At 47.6% G+C, this 22010-nt stretch carries 18 protein-coding genes; 11 read left to right on the top strand and 7 right to left on the bottom strand.

Going from position 1 to position 22010, the window contains the following annotated elements; translation table 11 throughout:
* Window positions 1-12: 12 nt before the first annotated feature.
* The 3 genes from L6466_RS04025 to L6466_RS04015 all read right to left on the bottom strand — a co-directional run bounded on the left by L6466_RS04025 (window position 13) and on the right by L6466_RS04015 (window position 3037).
* Entirely contained in the window at window positions 13-921 is a 909-nt protein-coding gene (locus tag L6466_RS04025) for a DNA adenine methylase (RefSeq protein WP_237802005.1), read from the bottom strand.
* Window positions 875-1942, bottom strand: coding sequence for a DNA adenine methylase (locus tag L6466_RS04020; RefSeq protein ID WP_237802006.1), 1068 nt, complete (start codon window positions 1940-1942; stop codon window positions 875-877). Before L6466_RS04020 ends, L6466_RS04025 begins: the two co-directional genes overlap by 47 nt.
* A 639-nt stretch (window positions 1943-2581) precedes the next feature.
* Window positions 2582-3037, bottom strand: coding sequence for a hypothetical protein (locus tag L6466_RS04015; RefSeq protein WP_237802007.1), 456 nt, complete (start codon window positions 3035-3037; stop codon window positions 2582-2584).
* Between the two features lie 388 nt (window positions 3038-3425).
* Between L6466_RS04015 and L6466_RS04010 the strand changes: the two genes are divergently transcribed.
* The 7 genes from L6466_RS04010 to L6466_RS03980 all read left to right on the top strand — a co-directional run bounded on the left by L6466_RS04010 (window position 3426) and on the right by L6466_RS03980 (window position 9339).
* Window positions 3426-4481: an IS110 family RNA-guided transposase gene (locus L6466_RS04010; protein ID WP_091817140.1), complete on the top strand. Its 1056-nt coding sequence runs from the start codon at window positions 3426-3428 to the stop codon at window positions 4479-4481.
* A 647-nt stretch (window positions 4482-5128) separates the two neighbouring features.
* Window positions 5129-6466: an MATE family efflux transporter gene (locus L6466_RS04005; RefSeq protein WP_091817138.1), complete on the top strand. Its 1338-nt coding sequence runs from the start codon at window positions 5129-5131 to the stop codon at window positions 6464-6466.
* Between the two features lie 14 nt (window positions 6467-6480).
* Window positions 6481-7011, top strand: a complete 531-nt coding sequence (locus L6466_RS04000; RefSeq protein ID WP_237802008.1) for a hypothetical protein — start codon at window positions 6481-6483, stop codon at window positions 7009-7011.
* 8 nt (window positions 7012-7019) lie between these two features.
* On the top strand, window positions 7020-7532 hold the full coding sequence (locus L6466_RS03995) for an NUDIX hydrolase (RefSeq protein WP_091854483.1): 513 nt from the start codon (window positions 7020-7022) through the stop codon (window positions 7530-7532).
* Between the two features lie 131 nt (window positions 7533-7663).
* Window positions 7664-8215, top strand: a complete 552-nt coding sequence (locus tag L6466_RS03990) for a LiaF domain-containing protein (RefSeq protein WP_091817130.1) — start codon at window positions 7664-7666, stop codon at window positions 8213-8215.
* 68 nt (window positions 8216-8283) lie between these two features.
* Window positions 8284-8757 (top strand): RNA polymerase sigma factor, encoded by a 474-nt coding sequence (locus L6466_RS03985; RefSeq protein ID WP_091817191.1) that lies wholly within the window; start codon window positions 8284-8286, stop codon window positions 8755-8757.
* 3 nt (window positions 8758-8760) lie between these two features.
* On the top strand, window positions 8761-9339 hold the full coding sequence (locus tag L6466_RS03980) for a hypothetical protein (protein ID WP_237793259.1): 579 nt from the start codon (window positions 8761-8763) through the stop codon (window positions 9337-9339).
* Between the two features lie 5 nt (window positions 9340-9344).
* Here L6466_RS03980 and L6466_RS03975 read toward each other — a convergent pair whose 3' ends face one another.
* On the bottom strand, window positions 9345-10202 hold the full coding sequence (locus L6466_RS03975) for a LytR/AlgR family response regulator transcription factor (protein ID WP_091854487.1): 858 nt from the start codon (window positions 10200-10202) through the stop codon (window positions 9345-9347).
* 92 nt (window positions 10203-10294) lie between these two features.
* Between L6466_RS03975 and L6466_RS03970 the strand changes: the two genes are divergently transcribed.
* The 4 genes from L6466_RS03970 (at window position 10295) to L6466_RS03955 (ending at window position 16040) form a co-directional block, all read left to right on the top strand.
* Window positions 10295-11296 carry a lysylphosphatidylglycerol synthase transmembrane domain-containing protein gene (locus L6466_RS03970; protein ID WP_091854489.1) on the top strand — a complete coding sequence of 334 codons (1002 nt, stop codon included), beginning with the start codon at window positions 10295-10297 and terminating at the stop codon, window positions 11294-11296.
* A gap of 86 nt (window positions 11297-11382) precedes the next feature.
* The gene (locus tag L6466_RS03965) at window positions 11383-12843 is read left to right on the top strand and encodes an aminoacyl-histidine dipeptidase (RefSeq protein WP_091817118.1); all 1461 of its coding nucleotides are present in this window, start codon (window positions 11383-11385) and stop codon (window positions 12841-12843) included.
* Between the two features lie 281 nt (window positions 12844-13124).
* Window positions 13125-14051 (top strand): magnesium transporter CorA family protein, encoded by a 927-nt coding sequence (locus L6466_RS03960; protein WP_091817115.1) that lies wholly within the window; start codon window positions 13125-13127, stop codon window positions 14049-14051.
* Between the two features lie 174 nt (window positions 14052-14225).
* Window positions 14226-16040, top strand: coding sequence for a DUF349 domain-containing protein (locus tag L6466_RS03955; RefSeq protein ID WP_091817112.1), 1815 nt, complete (start codon window positions 14226-14228; stop codon window positions 16038-16040).
* 92 nt (window positions 16041-16132) lie between these two features.
* Here L6466_RS03955 and L6466_RS03950 read toward each other — a convergent pair whose 3' ends face one another.
* From L6466_RS03950 to L6466_RS03940, 3 genes are all read right to left on the bottom strand, one after another.
* Window positions 16133-18058, bottom strand: a complete 1926-nt coding sequence (locus L6466_RS03950; protein ID WP_091817109.1) for a cache domain-containing protein — start codon at window positions 18056-18058, stop codon at window positions 16133-16135.
* The gene (locus tag L6466_RS03945) at window positions 18039-19424 is read right to left on the bottom strand and encodes a PDC sensor domain-containing protein (RefSeq protein ID WP_237802009.1); all 1386 of its coding nucleotides are present in this window, start codon (window positions 19422-19424) and stop codon (window positions 18039-18041) included. The genes L6466_RS03950 and L6466_RS03945 overlap by 20 nt, the downstream gene beginning before the upstream one ends.
* Before the next feature lie 192 nt (window positions 19425-19616).
* Complete coding sequence (locus tag L6466_RS03940; protein ID WP_237802010.1) at window positions 19617-21953, bottom strand: CotH kinase family protein; 2337 nt, start codon at window positions 21951-21953, stop codon at window positions 19617-19619.
* Window positions 21954-22010 lie beyond the last annotated feature (57 nt).

Genomic DNA, 22010 nt, shown 5'->3' with positions numbered 1-22010 from the left:
GGCTGTTAGTCTTTAGAAATTGGTAACCAGCACCTCGTTGAATTGCTTGATGCTGTTGTCATTGAAACTGATGTAATTGCTTTTAATTGAATGGCTGTGATACTGTGCAGACCATTCCAAAAAGAGAGTATTTGTGCGCCCACGATAGTGAGTGACGTTAGATATTGCAAAATGGATTCCACGAGCATTCATATCATCAAGCAATGCCAGCAACTCACGTTCCGTCTCGTCGTTCCACAACTTGTTATATTCGCTGAAAGTAATCAAATATGGCGGGTCAAGATAGACTAAATCGTCCTCTTGATAGTTGATGTTTCCCAAGAAAGTTCGGAAGTCATCATTATGCCATTCCGCCTGTTTTGCCGTCATCACACGAAAGTAATCTTCCAAAGCATCGTGGGTATTCTGATTATAATCAACATTGCCGACAGGAAGGTTGAACAGTCCTTTCTTATTGAATCTAAGCATACGATTGAAGCCATAAATCAACAACACGTATAATTGTATCCAATTCTGTTGTCCCCCCGCTATGAAATCAGCTTTCAGTTGGTTGTAAGCCTCCTTGTTATATTTCGCAAAGTAGGTCTTGGGATGGTTTTTCCTCAACTCCTGCGGAACAGGATTCTCACGATAGGAAAGTGAAAGTCCATACTGATCAACAATACGATAGAATTCTGTATAAAACTCCTGTTCTCTGCCCACATAGCCACAAAGCATTTGGTGCAGACCTATTACATAGCTGTCAATGTCATTCAATATAAACCCATCGGCATCAACATTCATCATCACCGACCCACCACCAACAAACGGCTCAATTAGCCTGTTGATGTGGTCGGGGAAGTGAGTACGAATTTCGCGTATCAACTTGTACTTATCACCCACGTAGAACATTGGGGAACGACTGATTCCGTTTCTCATCATCAACTTCTGTTATGAATAAATACTCGCGATGGTCGTCGAACTCGGTTTTACCAGAGTTGAACGCCTTGAACTCGTGATTAAAAATCTTTGTTTTACCGCATTTGTTCAGTACTTCTTCCAACTGCTCCAGCTTGATTTTGTTCTCTGAAGAAGAGCTCTTTGAGTGGTAGGTATTGTTATACGACACGACCAGATAACGGCTGTTGATATGACTCACCAAATCAGTAAAAGCAGTAAAGGCTGTAGTACGGCAATAGTCACTCATATTCTCTTCCTTAGGCTTTAAGGCAGTCCCGTATAGCTCAGGTTTTTTCCATTGTACCAAATTCTCGTAAACATGATAGAACCGACTATACTGACGAGAGTTGTAAGGAGGGTCGAGATACGTCAAATCAACATTGATATGACGAGCCAATTGGTTTGCATCTTCCCGATGAATCTCAACACCATTATACGATTCTGCATCTATCATTCGCATCTGGAATTGGTGGGCTACTGGTGCCTTATGATGATATGCATCAAAGTGCCCCATTGTGTTGGCGTGACGGTCTATGCTATATATTAGCGAAGCCATCAATACAGCATATTCCTTATCCGTTAAATCTTTCTGCAAAGTCTGTAACCTACCTCTGATATAGCCCACAATCTTTGCTGTGTCATGATAGAAATACTTGCCACCATAGTTCTTTGAAAAGTAGTTCTCACCAATTCTTGCAGGATTAATATCGTTAAACTCGTTGATGATGGTCTGTACCTTTTCTTCACTCCATTCGTCAGGAGCAAAGAAAGCGCGATACATTACATTGTTCGAGTGGAGGAAGTCATTTACCACCACTCGTTCGTAAGTCTGTAGAGCCCTATGAGCAACCACACCTGTACCTGAGAAAATGTCACAGAAGGAGTGAATATCATGGGCATTCTCGTTGATGAGGCTGAATATCCAGTCTACCAACTTGGTTTTACAACCTATATATCGACGACTCTCCAAAGAGAACCGTCGCTGTTCTTGTGATTTGTCCATAAACACCTATTGTCGTTTATGGCCGTCGCATGGCTTATCGACCTTGTTTTACGGGAGACATCCTACTAACCTACAGACATAGAAAAAGCGTGAACCATCGCGCTATATCTAGATCTGGAGGCCGTAGGAAAAGCCCGTATAATGGAGATATGCCCGAAGCCCACGCTATCGCGTGAGCAAGAAGCCGTATCGTTACCATTATACAAATATCATGAAAATTTCCTACGTTCCCAGATACTTTCGATAACCAGCTATTGCCGTTTATTATTTTACCCTCAAAAATCATACCGGCTCTCTGCTCTCAGAGACTGATGCTTTGCAGCATGCGCTGTTTTCTTGAGACCCATACGGGGACAAGCGACCAGAGGTCGAACAACGACAATTGCCGATACTTGCATGCAAAGGTAGTAAAAAAAAGTAATTTTGTCAAATAGTACAAGGAAAAAAATGAGATTTAGAAAGATTTCCTCTCAAAAATTTGGAATTAACGAAAATACTTTCTATCTTTGCAACGTGAAAGGAGAAGCCAAGTAGAGCCACGATGTGCGGAACGGTGGCATCTGCGTGATGATGAGCAATTCGACCTTGCCGCTTGGTTTCTTTCACTCAGATATAGAGCTGGTCACGTGTGGCCAGCTTTTATTGTACTTTGATATATCGCTTCCCGTTAAACTCCTTTTTATCAGTTCTGCGTGTGGCTGTGATAAAGTTGACCAGCTTCACAACCTCACGACTGACCTTCATCTGATAATTAGGATGAATGATGAACTTCGACTGTCCATCAGTATAGATAAAGCACTCACCATCGTAATAGAGGTCCATCTGGAAACGATTTTGCGGGAGACCTATCAGATCGGCATCGGTAACTACCAAACCTTTCGTAGCTTTTGATGCTCTCAGGCAATGTTGCAATTGCTTGGCACTCATGTAGAGTTCGTCGCTGGCTAGGGTTATTGCGTTAGCTTGGGCAAACTGCATCATTCGCTCCTCAACCTTACCGATGCTGAATGGTTGCATAGAAGAATACCCTTTCTGACGAATATCACTTAGAATGGTTGCTATCCTTGATTCTATCGATTTATCTGACGTTTCCATAATCGAGATGCAAAGGTACAAAAAAGTATGCAATCTGTTTCCATTTTTGAAGAAAAAACGTAGTGAAACACACTATATAGCTGAAATCATGAATTGACTCGAGTGATTTCATGACTTGAGCTAACCTTACCTTTGCAGAAAAATTATCATCGAAGGATGAATGATGAACAAAAGTTAATTCGTACCTTTGTTGTAGGAAGGACGGATTAACCTCCAGTGGGTAATCTAGTGAGCTAGCCAGACCATGAGTCTAATTTCAGTTATAGTCCCTCTGGGTTCTATCTGCGAAGGCTTAATAGGAAGATAGGCTCGGAGCCTGAGTAAGGTGATAGCCCTAGGCAGAAGATAGTTAATCACGTCCTGAGAATAATAATTCAGACACAAAGGTATGAAAAAAATCTTTATTGGCATCGATGTTTCGAAAAAAACTATAGATGCAAGCGTGATTATCCCGTCAATGACTGGTGACAAGCCCTCACTCCAAGTCTATGGCAAGTTCGACAACAGACCTTCAGGCTTCCGTAAAATGGTCGCTATGGTGCGTAAGGCAGCTGCAGGCATAGATACGTCCGAATGGACATTCTGCTGTGAGACAACAGGCGGATACGACATCGCATTGTGTGACTACATTACATCCAAACAGATGATTATCTGGCGTGAACATGCGGCGGAGATTGCAAAGATTCGCAGAGACCACGGCAAGGACGACCGCAGGGACTCGCTGCTCATTGCTGAGTATGCATGGCGCAACCAGGACAAAACACGCCCTTATACGCCAAAAAACGTTGAGATTCTGAATCTGCGACACCTGCTTCTCTATCGCAGGCAGCTGGTGGAGATGCGCAAGCAACTGGTCGTTAGATCAAACGAATTGAAACAGATTGCCGAGAACTGCGAACAACTCAAATTCATGTACAAGGACAGCCAGAAACTCATAAAAGAGATAACAGAGCGAATAGAGAACTGTGAGGTAAAAATGCGTGAACTGATGTCAACAAGTCCCACGATTGCTGCCAATTTCAGTCATATCATATCCATCACAGGCATAGGACTGGTCAGCACAGCGGCCATCCTCATCTATACGAATAACTTCATTGGCATAACATCATATAAGAAGTTTGCAAGTTACTGCGGTATAGCGCCATTCTACGAGGACTCCGGAACGACCGTGCACAAACGCGACTATATAGGACACAAGTCCAACAGTATAGTACGAACATATCTCACACAGGCTGCACAGGTCGCATCACGCTTCAACGTGGACATGGTTGAATACAAACAGCGCATGGCATTAGCTGGAAAACCTCAACAGGTGATTATCATCAATATTGCCAACAAACTGCTCAGAATCGTATTCTCTGTCATCAAGAACGACTGTGACTATGAGCCAAGACATGAGTACATGCGACAACAACGCATTGCACAAGAAAAAACTGTTGCATGAAACATATGAATTGAGAAAGGGCGTAGCCCCCTTAAACATCAAAAACATCGTCACAGGCGATAAACATATAAGAAATAATAGAAATTTAAATATTTTAATACTCAAAATTCGTGATTTACCATAGGAAGCTAAATCGATGAATTCACTCGAGTGAAGATTTTGGGGGTATGAATACATGAAACATTAAACATTAAACATTGAAATTATGACTCGAAATTTTGGGGTTAGAAAGAGAAACGTCGTTTCTCGATGAGCAACACGTCGTTTCTCTGTCAGAGATACGACGTTATGGTCATTCGTGTAGCGTCGCAGACAAAAATATCCATGGCCAATTCAAGCAAGACAAAAAAGTAAACAAAAAACGGGCATCAAAAATGGCTTGTTAACTCAATTAATCGTTTGAGTTATCTCAAATCACGAATCGAGTTAACTCAATCGATGAAATGAGTTAACTCATATTTTAAGGGGTATTTGGGGAAATAAAAAAAATATCTTACAAAGCAACCTGATTACGTGCATTTCGCTCGCTTATTCGTACCTTTGACTGGCGTCTAAGGTACTTGCGTTCGACATTGCAAAAACAAAAAATGGTTTTTGTTTTGCAATGTTCTCACTTATTCGTACCTTTGCAGCTCAAAATAAAAGGCATGGCTGAACAATCCCTGAAAAGACAACTGAAAGTACTCACCATACCAGTGTTTATCGAGATGGCACTGGTGATGCTGCTGGGTGCCGTGGACACCGTGATGCTGAGTCGCTATAGCGACAACAGCGTGGCGGCGGTGGGACTGGACAACCAGTTGATATCACTGGTATTCCTGGTGTATCAGTTCTTCTCGATGGGTGCCGCCATCCTCTGTGCACAGTATATCGGTGCCGGACTGAGGAAGCGACTGGTGCAGGTGGTGGGCATGGCGCTGGTGGTGAACCTGATGCTGGGAATGGGCGTGAGTGCCCTACTCTACTTCAAGGCGGAGGCCCTGCTGCAACTGATGGGACTGAGACCTGAACTGATGCACGACGGTGTGGTGTACCTGAAGATAACCGGTGCGCTGTCGTTCTTCCAGGCCCTGTCGCTCACTTTCTCGGCCTCACTGCGCAGTGCCGACAAGGTGGTGTATCCGATGGTGGTGACGGGTATCGTGAACGTGCTGAACATCATAGGCAACTATGCCCTGATATTCGGACGCCTGGGCTGTCCGCAACTGGGTGTAGAGGGTGCCGCCATTGCTACTGCCGCGAGCAGGGCCGTGGCTATGGTGCTGCTTGCCGCCATCCATTTCAAGGTACACATACCACGTTTTCCCCTGAGCTATTTCCGTCCGATGCCCTGGCAGGAACTGGGAAACCTGCTGAGGATTGGTGTGCCGGCCATGAGCGAGAACATATCCTACAGCCTGTCGCAGGTGGTGATCACCTATTTTATTAATCAGATCAGCAATGAGGCACTGGCTGCCCGCACCTACTGCTTCAACATGATTACCTTCGTATTCCTGTTTTGCATCAGCATCACACAGGGCGGCGGCATACTGGTGGGACACCTCGTGGGCCAACAGCGGCATCAGGCGGCCTACGTGCTGGGCAACTATTTCTTCCGCTGGTCCATGATTATCACGCTGACAGGCTCGGCCCTGCTGGCACTGTCGGGACGCGGCGTGCTCAGCGCCTTTACGGACAACGAGGAGATTATCGCCATGGGCGTATGGGTGTTTGTGGTGGATTTCTTCCTGGAGATAGGACGCACGTCAAACATCTTTGCCGTGGGCACCCTGCGCGCTACGGGTGATGCTATCTATCCCGTGGTGATAGGCATCATCTTCCAGTGGAGCATCGCCGTGGGTCTGAGTTACGTCATCGGCATCCCCCTGGGCTACGGACTGGTGGGTATGTGGATAGGCTTTGCCCTCGACGAGAATATACGCGGCATCATCCTGATGCGCCGCTGGCGCTCAGGAAAATGGCGCGACAAAGGATTTGTGAAGTAAAAAACAATAAAGATATGGAGCAATTTGAGCAACAACTGAACAACGACCTGCATCAGTATCTGCTGAGCCTGGACGAGGTGGACGACAGACAGCCGGAATGTCCTGATGTAGAGGAGAAATGGGAGACGATAGCCAAGGCTTATCTGCCCGACGGCATCCGTGAGTTCCAGGATTTCCCCTCGGCCTCACTGGGCTGGATGATGTATATCGGTATGGCCGTGGCCAAGATGTGGGACACGGAATGGGAGATCTACGGAAACATAGAGGACCTCTATGCCTATATGCGCGACAAGCGTGGCTATGACGCGATGGACGAATACATCCGAGAGGAGATACTGCTGCTGAAGGGCGATGACTACAAACAGCTGGAGAACCTGGTGGGCGAGTGTGCCTCACGCGTCCATAACGCCCTGGTGCACCAGCATCTGGAGCCAGGCACAAAGGCGGCTTTCAACGGTTTCGTGAGCTGTCTGCACCAACTGTACCTGATGGGTGCTGCCATCCAACTGAAACGGATGGGCTATCACATGACAAAAATGAATTAAGACATATCATGGATAATCTGGAAGAGAAATTCCCGCTGGTCGACGAGGAAGGACGCGTGATTGGCTCGGCCACGCGAGGCGAGTGTCATAACGGATCACGACTGTTGCACCCCGTGGTGCATCTGCATGTGTTTAACTCTGCTGGCGACATCTACCTGCAGAAGCGCCCTGAATGGAAAGACATACAGCCAGGGAAATGGGATACGGCCGTAGGCGGACACATGGACTACGGCGAGACACCGGAGCAGGCCCTGCGCCGCGAGGTGAGCGAGGAACTGGGCATCACGGATTTCGTGCCTGAGTTTGTAGACAAATACGTGTTCGACAGTAAGCGCGAACGGGAACTGGTCTACGTAAACCGCACCACCTACGACGGACCTGTGCGTCCCTCGGCAGAGGAACTGGACGGCGGACGCTTCTGGACCATGCAGGAGATAAAAGAGGCGATGGGAAAGGAGATTCTGACCCCGAATTTCGAGAGCGAGTTCAAACGCTGTTTCCCGGATATGGCCTGCCATTAAGCCCAAAACATGTGCCATTAGGCCCAGATTCATACCATTCATCACAAAAGGTTGCAGATTATCCCAGAAATTTGGAGGGGTCTGCAACCTTTTTTAATTTTGCACCGTCAAATTATTAAACGCATGAAGTTATGAAACTGAGAACGATTATCGGATTATTGCTGATTGTGGCCGGCGGATGGAAGCTGGCCAACATGTGGAACATCGTAGACAATGACTGGCTGTGGAGTCAGCCCTGGACCGTCTATGTAGCCCCGGTCCTGTTGCTATACGTGGGTGCGGGTACCATAGTAAACAGTTTCCGCAAGGACCCCGACCAGTGGTTGCGCCGCCCCCTGCCTATCAACGAAGACGGCAAGCGCATCAATTGCAGCGTGCACTATGGAGGCGATGAGTATATCTATCATGGCGAGAGTTTCCACGGTGCCCGTCTGGATGCTTTCTGTGGCGGCATCCGCATGGACCTGCGTGAGGCCACCATCACGGAAGATGAGGAGATAGAGATCTGCACTTTCTGCGGCGGCATCGAACTGTTTGTGCCAAAAACGGTGAACGTGGTGGTGAAGAGCCGTTCATTTATAGGTGCCGTAGGCAATCACGCCGCACGCATTGTGGACCCCAAGGCTCCCTGTCTGCATATCATTGCCGACAACTTCCTGGGAGGGGTGGATATAAAAAATTGAAAAAAAATTCTGTTTTTCTGTAATAAATTAGTTGTTCCTACGTCTAAAGTATAAAATCGGATTTAATGATGAAACAAGAAGAAGAGATTTTCGCCCGATTGGTGAGGGAGCATAAGAGCACCATCTACACCGTGTGCTACATGTTCTCGAAAGATGAGGATGAGGTTCAGGACCTCTTCCAGGAGACACTTATCAACATGTGGAAGGGCATGGGTGGCTTTCGTGAGGAGAGCAAGATAGACACATGGATATACCGTGTGGCCCTGAACACCTGTCTGACACAGGAGCGCAAGAAGAAGCGCGAGGTGAAGAAGGTGCCTCTGAACATGGACGTCAACTTCTTTGAAGACAATGACGCCAATGCCAAGCAGGCGCGCATACTGCATCAGCGCATCAGTCAGCTGGCCTATGTGGACAGGGCCCTGGTGATGCTATGGCTCGACGGTATGAGCTACGATGAGATTGGTGCCGTGGTGGGCATCAGTGCGCAGAACGTGGCTGTGAAGCTCTTCAGAATCAAGGAACAACTAAAAAAGATGTAATATATGGAAGAACAGTATTTCAACGAAATGCGCCAGCAAATGGCGGCACTCAAGGAACAGCTGGACAAGCAGGAGATTGTCAGCGACCGCCTGATTCGCGAAATCATGAAGGCCAAGAAGAAGGACATCAACAGCACGAAGAATGTGTGTTATGTCTGCGTTGTTATCGCCTTCATCTGCTTCCCGCTCAACTCCCTCACGGAGACATGGAGCTGGACCTTCACGGCAGTCACGGCACTGATGCTTATCTTCTGTCTGGCAGCAACGGAATATATCCACCGTCCTGTGGATAAGTTGAACCTGATGACAACAGACCTGGCTACGGTGGCTCGCGTGATGGCAAAATTCAAGAAGCAGTACGACAACTGGCTGCACTACGTCACACCAGCGCTGCTGATTCCCTGGATAACCTGGGCCTGCTATGAGTTTGCATGGAAGAGATGTCCGGAGGGCATGAACCCGCTATGGTTCACACTGCCCATCCTCATCGGTGGAGGCATAGGCGGAGCCATTGGCTACTACTACCACTGCAAGGCTGTGAATGCTGCCAAGGATATCCTGAAGCAGATAGAAGAGAAATAATTTTTTTACTGGACGCTTTTTATGGCTTCCTTGATCTGGGCCATATTACTGCGTGAAACGGGTATGTATTCGTGACTATGCTTGATAAGCAGTTGCATACTACCCGTTTTTGCTATGATCTGCTCTACTTGACAGAGGTTGACGAGGAAGGCACGATGACAACGCACAATCATGGGACAGGCCTGCAACTCGTCCTCCATCTGTTTGGAGGTGGCACGCAGCAAGTCATTCTTCACCACACCATCACAAAGATGGTACACCTTCACGTAATTACCCACGGTCTCGATATACAGCAGGTTGGCAACCTGCAGGGTCACGGACTCATTGGTATTACCTGTCAGGGTGATGTCACCACGCTCCACAACCGTCTCCTCACGTTCCACCCTTGACAGCTGCTCGTTGAGCTGACGCGTCTCTTCCAGTTCTGCAGCCAGATAGCGACTGCGGTACTTGAAGCGCCAGTACAAGCCGATGGTAAAGGAACAGAAGGCCATGATGAGCAGGGTCTCAAAGAAATTACCCATGCTCAGACGGTTACCCTCTATATGACTGCTCATCACGAAATGACGATACAGGCAGATGGCGATGGTGACGAGCACCGTATTGATAAGCTGGAACCACAGGTTGCGACGGATGATATAGCTGACGCCCCGTTTCAGCGAACGAGGCATCTTGACGATATACTTCAGGATGATGTCGGTCAGCATACAGACGCAGACGCCTACGCACCACAGCGCCAGCAGATGGGTATAGGTCTGCCACTGTCCATCGAGTCCAAAGGGCTTGAATATAGCTAAGGTCAGTATCACAAACGTGGTACTGATAACCCTGGTGGTTAAGGTTTCTTTCCGTTCTTGTTTCATACGAAAGGCAAAAGTACAAAAAAAAATTTATATACTGAAAATGGTGTGTATAAATTTTGCAGAAAAAATTATTTATTGTACCTTTGCATGCAATGAAAATAATGCAGACCATAGCCAAAGTCATCTTGCCGTTTATCTTAGGCGGTGCGATACTCTATTGGATGTATCGTGGCGAAGACTGGCAGCGCATCATGGATGTGATGCTGCATGAGATGAACTGGACATGGATGCTCCTGTCATTTCCCTTCGGTATTCTGGCTCAGGTTTTTCGTGGCTGGCGCTGGCAACAGACGCTGGAGCCCCTGGGCGAGAAGACGCGTTCGTCGGTAGCTGTCAACGCCATTTTCCTAAGCTATGCCGTTTCGCTGATTATCCCTCGCGTAGGTGAGTTCACACGTTGCGGCGTGCTGAACAAATGGGAGGGAACATCTTTCCCGAAGGCACTGGGAACGGTGGTAACGGAAAGAGCCGTGGACACGCTGATAGTGATGCTCTATTCTGGCATCATCCTGCTGTTTGGCATGAGTACCTTCGGCACGTTCTTCGAGAAGACAGGTACCTCGTTCGAGAATATCCTGAGCAGGTTCTCGCTGACGGGTTGGGTGGTAACAGCTATCTGTGCAGCAGCCGTGATGCTGTTGCTCCATCTGCTATTGAGACACCTGTCTATATATAATAAGGTAAAGATGACGCTTCACGGCATCTGGGAGGGTGTGCTCTCGCTAAAGGATGTAAAGAACCTGCCATTATACCTGTTTTTCTCTATTGGTATATGGGTGATGTATTTCCTGCATTACTACCTCACATTCTTCTGCTTTGACTTCACAGCTGACTTAGGACTTGGCTGTGCGCTGATATCGTTTGTGGTGGCCAACTTCGCCGTTATCGTGCCTACGCCAAATGGTGCCGGTCCCTGGCATTTCGCCATCAAGACCATGCTGATTCTCTATGGTGTGGCCGATCATCAGGCGCTGATCTTCGTACTCATCGTACACACCGTACAGACGATGCTCGTTATCCTGCTGGGTATGTATGCGTGGGCAAGACTTTCGTTTACGAAAAGACAGAAGAACGTTGTTTTAAAGACAGAGTAACTTTTTTAAAAGACACAGTAACAAAATAACAATATTTAAAGACAGAGTAACAAAATAACATATTAATAATAATAACCCGAACAACTATGAGTGACATCCAAAATCTGAAACCAGAATGCATCTGGAGAAATTTCTACAAGTTGACACAGATTCCACGTCCATCAGGACATCTGGAAAAAATACAGCAGTTCTTGCTCGACTTCGGCAAGGAATGCGGAATCTATGCAGTGAAGGATCCTGCAGGAAATATCCATTTCCGCAAGCCAGCTACCCCTGGCTATGAGAACAAGAAAGGCGTGATTCTGCAGGCTCACATGGATATGGTGCCTCAGAAGACACCTGAGTCAACACACAACTTTGAGACAGACCCCATCCAGCCTTGGATTGACGGCGAATGGGTGAAGGCTACTGGTACGACACTGGGGGCCGACAATGGTCTGGGTGTTGCCGCCATCATGGCTGTTATGGAGGACAAGACATTGAAGCATGGTCCTATCGACGCACTCATCACGCGCGACGAGGAGACAGGTATGTACGGTGCCAACGAACTGCCTGAGGGTGAGTTGCAGGGCGATATCCTGATGAACCTGGACTCAGAGCACTGGGGTAAGTTCGTCATCGGAAGTGCCGGTGGTATCGATGTTACCGCTACACTGGACTATAAAGAGGTGGAGACTGACGCTGACGATGCAGCCGTACGCCTGACTGTAAAGAACCTGCGCGGTGGACACTCCGGACTGGAGATTCACGAGGGTCGCGGCAATGCCAACAAGCTGATGGCACAGATGGTGCGCGAAGCCATTGAGGAACTGGATGCCCGTCTGGCAGTATGGCACGGTGGCAACATGCGTAACGCTATCCCCTTCAAGGCTGAGACAATCCTCACCCTGCCCAAGGAGAATGTGGCTGCGATGAAGGAACTGGCTGAGGACTGGAAAGAGACGTTCAATGATGAGTTCAAGCTCATTGAACCCCAGGGTATCGAGGTTATCGTGGAAGAGGTGGAGACACCCAAGACAGAGATTCCTGTAGAGATTCAGGATAACCTGGTTGACGCCATCTACGCCTGTCACGACGGCGTGATCCGTTATATCCCCGCCTACCCCAACGTGGTGGAGACCTCAAGCAACCTGGCTATCATCGACATCGAAGGTGGCAAGGCCGGTATCAAGATCCTGGCCCGCTCTAGTCGCGAGGATATGAAGGACTATATCGTGAAGACCCTGGAGAGCTGTTTCTCTATGGCAGGCATGAAAGTGGAGACAGCAGGAAGCTATGGCGGCTGGGATCCCAATCCCGACTCGGAGATTCTGCACCTGCTGCTGAAGGAATACAAGGAGCTGTTTGGCGAGGACGGTATCATCCAGGTAGATCATGCCGGACTGGAGTGCTCTGTGATTCTGGGTAAGTATCCCTGGCTCGATGTTGTCAGCCTCGGTCCTACAATGAAGTCACCTCACACCACAACTGAGCGTGCACTCATCAAGACAGTAGAACCTTTCTGGACACTGCTGAAGAAGACCTTGGAGGATGTACCTTCTAAGTAAAAAACGAACAGTAAATAATAGGAAATATGCTGCCGCTTAATCGATAAACAACAAAAAAGATTATGGCGGCAGCATTTTTTTCTCTTTTCACTTTTCACTTTTGCCTTTTTTTTCGTAACTTTGCACCCGTTAAACAAAAATACAAACAAAATTATGGACGATTACCCGGCGGATAGTAACAAACGTTAGGCCAGGGGATAGCGAGCAAGGCAGCTAATCCCTTTGCCGCTAAAATTGTGAATTGTCAATTATCAATTGTCAATTAAAAAAGGATTAGCACAATGAAGACTTACTGGAACACCCAAGGTGGGCTGAGCCAGCTCCAGGAGTGGCAGCCCAATTGTTGGATACAAGTGACGTGTCCCACCGAAGAAGACCAGCGTGAGCTGGAAGAGAAATTCGGCATACCCGACTATTTTATCAGCGACATCAGCGATACCGATGAGCGCGCCCGTTATGAATATGATGACGGATGGATGCTCATCATCCTGCGTATTCCCTATGTAAAGGAGGTGCGTTCAAGGACGCCCTACACCACCGTGCCTCTTGGTATCATCCACAAGCGCGACGTCACCATCACGGTGTGCTACTACGAGACGAACATGATGATAGACTTCGTGAGCTATCAGCAGAAACGCGGCGTAGGCTTTACGGACTATGTGGATATGATTTTCCGTCTGTTCTATAGCAGTGCCGTATGGTATCTGAAGCGTCTGAAGCAAATCAACTCGCTGATAGACAAGGCCAAGCGCAACCTGGACCAGAACGTGAACAACGAGAGTCTGATAGGTCTGAGCCGCCTGCAGGACTCGCTCACGTATTTCCAGACCTCTATCCGTGGTAACGAGACACTGCTGTCGAAGTTGAAGTTCAAACTGCAGATTGACGAAATCGACGCCGACCTGATTGAGGACGTCAACATTGAGATGACGCAGGCTCGCGAAACAACGAATATCTATTCGGACATCCTGGAGTCAACGATGGACACCTACTCAAGCATCATCAACAACAACATGAACACGGTGATGCGTACGCTGACCAGTGTGACCATTATCATGATGTTCCCCACCCTGATAGCCTCATTATTTGGCATGAACCTGATTAACGGCATGGAGAACAGTCCGATGGGATTCATTATCGCCCTCGTCATCTCCGTTGGTGTATCAGGTGCTGCATGGTGGTTCTTCCGTCACAAGCGACTAATTTAAACTAAAGATAGTAGTGAAAAGTGAAAAATTTGCTACCGCAACGAAGTAAAAATCGTTAATTTTTGTATAGCGGCAGCAAATTTTTCACTTTTCACTATTAACTTTTACATTTTTTTGGTACCTTTGAAGCCTAATTTTGTGTGAACCAACCGAATCAGTAACTAAAAAAGTTAAATGATGGACTCTCAAGAAAACATCCTCGAAAAGGGGAATCAAGAAGTTAAGGTCGAAGAGACCGCAGTAGAAACAACCGAAAACAACGCTTCACCTGCTGAAGAACGAAAAGTTTACACCACCAAGAAAGAAGTTCTTGATCGTGTAAAGGAGATTGCTCACGGCGAAGAAGCTCCGCAGAAAGAAGAGGTAGAATACCTGAAGACGGCATTCTACAAATTGCACATTGCAGAGCGCGAAGCACAGTTGAAGGAGTATATTGACGGTGGAGGCGATCCTGAAGCCTACCAAATCACCCCCGATGAAGACGAAGAAGTATTCAAGGCTGAGATGGGCGTTATCAAAGAGCGTCGTCAGCAGATCTTCCGCGAGCAGGAGGCTGAGAAGGAGGAGAACCTGAAGAAGAAGCAGGCCATCATTGAAAAGATTAAGGCTATGGTCACTTCTCCTGAGGAGGCCAGCAAGACCTACCAGGAGTTTAAGGCCCTGCAGCAGGAGTGGCGCGAGATTAAGGCTGTACCAGCTGAGAGTGCCAACGAGTTGTGGCGTAACTACCAGCTCTACGTGGAGCAATTCTACGACCTGCTGAAACTGAACAGCGAGGCTCGTGAGCTGGACTTCAAGAAGAACCTGGAGGCTAAGACACGTCTGTGCGAGGCTGCAGAGAAACTGGCTGACGAAACTGACGTGATCAGCGCTTTCCACCAGTTGCAGCAGCTCCATCAGGAGTATCGCGAGATTGGTCCTGTAAGCAAGGAACTGCGCGAAGAGATTTGGCAGCGTTTCAAGGCAGCCAGCACCGTTATCAACAAGCGTCACCAGCAGCACTTTGAGGATTTGCGCGCTCGCGAAGAGGATAATCTGGTCAAGAAGACTGCTCTCTGCGAGAAGGTGGAGGCAATCAATGGTGAAGAGAACAAGGGTAGCGGCGACTGGGAACGTCATACGCAGGAGATTATTGCTATTCAGGCTGAATGGAAGACCATCGGCTTTGCACCACAGAAGATGAACGTGAAGATCTTTGAGCGTTTCCGTGCTGCATGTGATGACTTCTTTGCCCGCAAGGCTGAATACTTCAAGACACTGAAAGACAGTTTCAAGGAGAATGCCGACAAGAAACGTGCACTGATTGAGAAAGCCAAGGCTTTGCAGGACAGCACAGAATGGCGTTCTACCAGCGATAAGCTTATTGCCCTCCAGAAGGAATGGAAGACCATCGGTGTGGTGCCCAAGAAACTGGGTGACCAGCTGTGGGAGGAGTTCCTTGGCGCTTGCAACAAATTCTTCGAGGCCCGTAATGCCGCAGGTGCCGGTCAGCGCAATGAGGAGCACGAGAACCTGGAGAAGAAGCGCGACGTCATTGAACGTCTGAAGGCTGTTGCCGAGGAAGCTGGCGAAGGACTGCAGGAGAAGGTACAGAAACTGGTTGAGGAATACAACGCCATTGGTCACGTGCCCTTCAAGGAGAAAGACAAGATTTATGAAGAGTACCATGCTGTACTCGACAAGCTCTATAAGGAATTGAATGTCAGCGTAGCCAAGAAGCGCCTCAACAAGTTCAAGGACAACCTGAAGCAGGTAGCAGAGCGTGGCGAGGGTGCACTGGACAACGAGCGCCAGCGTCTGATGCGTCAGTATGACAACCTGAAGCAGGAGATTCATACCTACGAGAACAACCTGGGCTTCCTGACTGCCAGCAGCAAGAAGGGTAACAGCCTCATCGAGGAGATGAACCGCAAAATTCAGAAGTTGAAGGATGATATGCAGTTGGTCAAGGAGAAGATCAAGGCTATCGATGCCGAGAACAACGCATAAGCAGACTTCCCACATATCACAAAATAAGAATCCCAGCCATTTCACAATGACTGGGATTTTTTCTATTTAAAATAGTATAATCAGTAGTTAAGTTACACGGGAAGAGCTATGATAAAACGGGCACCGGAAGTGTAGCTCTCGTCGAGCATCAGGTCACCACCCATCATCTTAGTAAACTGCTTAGAGACGAAAAGACCTAATCCAAGACCTTCTGAGAAGCTATTGGCCTTGATAAACTGATTGAATATCTGACTGCGGTGAGCAGCAGGAACACCAGGGCCATTATCCTCCACAATGAAATGTACGAATCCGTCAACCTTCTGAACACGCAGCACGATCAATGCCTCGTCCTCATGACCAGGAACAACGCTATACTTCTTGGCATTATAAAGCAGTTCGTTGAAGGCCTTCAGGAAATAATCCTTATGGACATTGACAAACAAGTCGTCAGGTACCTCTGTCTTTACCTGTAGGTTCACATCAGGCTTTGACACACGCTGATTGTAGATATTGACTGCCTCACAGACAATACCATTACATGAAACGTGGTCCTCGCAATCCACCACCTTACCAACATCCAGTGAAGACGCAGCAGTGAGCATATGTACCATACGCGAAATAGATGTCGCATTGTGCTTCATCGTCTCCGTGATAGTCACCATCTCCTCACGCGGTATCACGGTATAGTCATCACGCAGCACCTGTACAAATCCCATAATGATATTCAGCGGCGTACGTATCTGATGGAGGATATTCTGCAGGAAGGCAACCTGACGCTGGGCGGCCTCTTCGGCCTGCTGATTGGCATTTGCCAATTCCGTATTCCTGTGCTCTGTCTCTGCATTCACCCGCTCCAAATGACTGATATGCTTTGCCAACGACTTCTGCATGGCAGAGAAACTGTTCTGCAGGCGTCCGATTACATCCACGCGTCTGCTGTTTGGCAAGGGCACATCAAAATGACCATCAGCAATATGATGGGTCTGAGATGCCAGGCGATTCAACGGATTGATAAACGAATTCACGATGGCACGCAGGAAATACATCAAGAGGAACAGACCTATGACGAGCAAAGGCACAAGGATGTACAGCAGTTTGTTGTATCGGGAGAACATATCACTCTCTGAACAAATCAGGGCTATGCTCCAAGGGGTATGTGCCAGGGGCTTATAGAACACCAGACAATCATCGCCGTCAAAATTTACCTCCATGAAGCCCGAGTTTCTTGCCACCATCTCATGTCCTAAGGCAATAATATCGGGATGCTCTCGTGGGTCCAAGTCGTCGAAGATGGTTTTACGAACCAGTTTCGTTGTGTCTGTATGAACAAAGTAATGGCCTTCCTGTCCCAGCATCATACAATAGGAATGCTCGTAAGGCACCTCTTCAGAGATAGCCATCGACAAGCGCTTCAACGAAAGGTCGGTTGCCATGATACCGATGGTAGTACCCTGATTATCCTTAATAGGAACGCTATACGAGGAAATCCACTCAGATTTAGAAGAAGAACCGCCATCATTATCGTCGTAAGGATCTGTCCATACGGGTTCATCAGCCTCGTAGGCCTTCTTATACCACACCTTATTATAATAGTCGTAAGGTTTCTCGCGTACAGTAATCACGCTGTCACCCTTGCGATAGGAGAATGCAGAGAAATAGTGACCATCCTGAGAGAAGAAGTCGGGCTCCATTGTAATAGAACAACTACTGACACCAGGATTCAGCTGCACAACACGCTGCGTATAGGCCAACAAGGAATCAGGTGTCAGATTCTCGTCAATCTGCCACATCATATTATCGGTCACCGTCTGGACTTCATTCAGGAAGCCGCCAACACGCAAAGAAGTATTTGCCAGCATGCGATCTGCCCGCTCAACGGCTTCCTGACGGAGCATTTCCCTAGACCACTTAAACAGAAGCCCCAGGGACACGACGAAGACCACCACGACAAAGGGGATAATGCCGATACCTAATCTCGCAGCCAGGGAATTATGTACTTTACGTATTGGTATTGTCATCAGGATTCACAGTTTGATTATTCAAGGAAACTTCAATGGTCTTGTCAAGCAACTGAGTGACAGAATGTGTGTGTTCAGCCATTTCGTTGACCATCTCAGCCACTTCCTCATGCTTCAAGTGGTCATGTTCCTTGGAGATAGTATCTACCAATGTATTGATTCGGGTCACAGGTTGCACCATCTGACCAGTCATATTATGTACGAAAACAGATTTCAGCCTGTCGGCCTCACGTACTTTCTCGCGGGCCACACGCAAAGCATCATTCTGACGGTCAAGAACAGTCTTGCGCTGTTCGATGGTAGCCAGATAACGACCTAATGAACGCTGCATGGCACGGAAGCTCTTCTGCAAGGCACCGACCTCATCCTTTCGGTAGCTGTCTGCAATGGGCTTGTCAAAATGGCCTGCTGCCAGACGCTGAGCAGAGAGGTCGAGCATTCGTAGCGGGCGCAACTGGAAATGGATGTAATACGAACAGTACAACAGCAAGACCAGCATGCCGCCAGCCATAATAAGAATCATTCGTTTCAGCAAGCGGTCGTATGTATCAAAGACATCCGACTTCATGCTGACGATATTGGCTGTCCATCCCGTGTTTCTATAGGGCTTATAGAATACATAACTGGGAGCGCCATATAAGGTCAGGGACATATGGCCAGTATTACCCTTCAACATCACATCAGTCAACTGCTGCAGATTTTGATCAGGGTATTCTTCCAGCTGTTCATAGATGGTACGCGCCTGCAAATAGGACGAATCGGGATGGATGATAAACGCACCACTCTGATTCATCAAAGAACAAAATGTACGCGGGAAGGGGCGCGCAGCTTCAATCGTATGCGACAGCCACTCCAAGGAAATGGCCGACACAAAGACACCGATAACACGCTCATGCTGTCTGATGGGGATGCTATAACCCATAATCGGATATCCACCACGCAGGTTTTCTATCGTAGGGTCGCTCCACTGGGCCTCACCGGTAGAATATGGCAAGGAATACCATTCCTGTTCTGTATAGGGACGGTTTCCAAAATGATCAGACATAGAGATAGAGTCGGTGCCACGATAAGAACAGAATAAAGTCTGGCAGTCTTTATCCTCACAGAAAGAAGGGTCTAACGCAATAGCACATCCTACAATACTGGGATTGCTATCCAACATCTTACGGGTGAGGTATTGCAGAGTTGCAGGCTCATTAACATGATGCTCTACATTCCAGTGTATGTTTATGGAAGCCTTTTCTACAGTACGCAAACGATTATCAATTTGCTGTATCATACCGTCCAAGGCAGCCTCAGACTTTGCCAAAGCCTCTTTCTTCACGGCTGTACGGGCATAATAGAACATAACCAAGAGAGCCGCCATAAAAAATATGGCCACGAATCCCACAACACAAAGACTTAATCTTGCTGAAAGGGATTTGCGTATCGCTAAGATCAGGTTCTTCATAAACTGAGTGCAAAGTTAACCATTTTTTCAAAAAGAGCGTTGTTTCTACACACAAACTTTTCTGAAAAAAAGTTATCTTTGCACCCCTCGTCGATTAATCTTTATGCTTTATCGAATGACGACCTTCCGGCCGTTTCTGATATACATTCCTTTCACAGGATGTTCCACTACCTGTCCATTCAAGTTGTAATACTTATTATCATTGATATGGTCATATTTAGCCATATTAACAGTCGTGACTTCAGACTTCGGAACCAGATACATGCCTTTCACCGTGAGCTGGCCACCACTATTAACCTTGATGGTATTCAGATGTACAAAACCATCAACGCGTTTATTACCGTTGGAATCGTCCATAGCAGCAATCTGCTCCAATGGAATAGAAATCACACCATATTCTGAATCCCAGTAGGTGCTCCGTTCATTCACATCGGTAATGAACTGCTTATAGGGACCATGATCCACAAGGCGGTTGGCAATGATACGCAGTCCACTACCCGATCCCCGAACGATCAGACGGTCGTACTGACTGAGGTCGGCAAACTGATTGTAAGTCACAGAAGTGGAACCTACAACGACGTTACCGCCACTCAACGACTTATTCAGGTTCCAGTCTGCATTCCAGGCCTTTGTCTGGCTTGCATCAGCACCTGTGCCATTCCACTCGCAGAACATGTCCTTCGTCAGAGGTATCCACTCCTCAGGAGCCTCAAAGTCGTCAATGTTCACATAGCTCAGGATATCATTCAGGACCCTGGCGCTACGATTAGGAAAATACTCCGTCAACAGTCGGTTGCGTTCAGGGATATAGAACTCGTCAACAGTATACAGTTTGCCTGCAGAACTATAGCGATGGACATCCCGGCGGTAGTCGCCCCAACGGGCAGCCTCATCATAAAGAGCCTTGTCAATCGTGTAATAGAGACTGTCCCATACATCAACGACAGACTTCTCACCCAGCAATCCATCATTAGCCAGTACCTCTTTAGCACGACGTACATAGCGCTTTGCGAACTGAGGATTCTGCAACAGATTGCGGTAAATGGCCGTAACAGCACCTTCCTTGTCCCTGCTGACAGCACCAGAAGCCACGTTCTCATTGACATTCATCAGAATCAGTTCACTATCCCAGCAAAGGAACTTGAATCCCTCGCTTGCCGTAGAGTCATTGTTATGGCGACGGATAGCATACCAGTTATGATGATTCCAGTCTGTATTACCTGCATACTGATTGATGAGCATATAATCGATGAAGTTACCAATATCAAGCAGGGAATCGAGTTTCTGGTAATAGGTATCATCAGCAGCACGGGCCACGACATCATTCATTTTCTCCCACGCATCAAGTGTGCCTTCGCTGGCCTCAATATGATTTCCGCCATCCTCCTCAATCTTGACGACATCTATATCCTCCTTCTTGCCACCAAGATGGTCCTTGCCGAACTGGCCGTCCACACGTTCGGCAATATTGTAGAGTCCCCAATACATGCCATTGATAAACAAATGGACATAAAGGGCATTCACACTGGTGTGTCCCATTTTCCTCTGGATGCGACGTGCCCATACATCTCGTGTATACTGCGCACGCTGACGGTTATCCTCGCCCCAGTGTTGCCAGGCATTACCGAAATGGCAACGCAGCACAAGCTGGTCGAACTTCGCAGGTTCGTCCTCACCAAAGAGCGGGTACTTCAGCGTCTTAGGACCATATTTCTCCTTGAATACCAGACGGAAAGAGTGCTTGGGGTTTTTCTCTGCCAAGCGGCCATGTCCGCCATGCAGACGGATGCCACAACTCGTACTCAGGTCATGCTGCTGAGGACCGCCAAAGAGTTCCACGCTGGCAGGGCGCGTCCAGCCATGACCTGTAGCATCACCTACCGGAGGACCTGTGAAGATATAGATACCACCTCGTTCCTCATCATTCTCATGACTGAAGAAATTATCCTTATCGGAAACGATGCTCAGAACGGGCAGCTGTTTCAGGCCCTCAATAATCTTAGGCCGCAAGGTACTATTACCCGTCATCTCAGGATCCATCTCATAATCAGCCTTCGCAGTACCGCTGATCTGCGTATAGCTTCCCCACTCAGAGGGATAGCCCGCAGGGGTATTGGATTGACTAAGTACGGAATTAACAAAGATATAACTGGTTGTGGCAACGGGTGACAGAGAATCACCAATCTCTTCGACAGCACGAAGGATTGTTGTCTTGGTGAGTTGCAGCGGAGCCGTGTATTTAGGACTATTCTTCGTTGGTGTGCTGCCATCTGTGGTATAGTGAATGATAGCAGATGCATCGCCACTAATCGTGACGCTGATGCTCTTTGCACCATCAATCAACTGATGTGGGTGGTTGAATTTGGGCTGGGCCAAGGCTGTCGTAACAGCAGTCATAAATGTAAGAAATGTCAATTCTGTAAGTAGTAGATATTTTTTCATCATTATTGGTTTTTGGGTGCAAAGATAATAAAAAAATGCGGCAACGAGTGCCGCATTTTG

The organism is Prevotella communis (assembly GCF_022024175.1).
GTDB lineage: Bacteria > Bacteroidota > Bacteroidia > Bacteroidales > Bacteroidaceae > Prevotella > Prevotella communis.
Note: the sequence above shows the minus strand (reverse complement) of the source record. Positions and strands in the feature narration are given on the sequence as shown.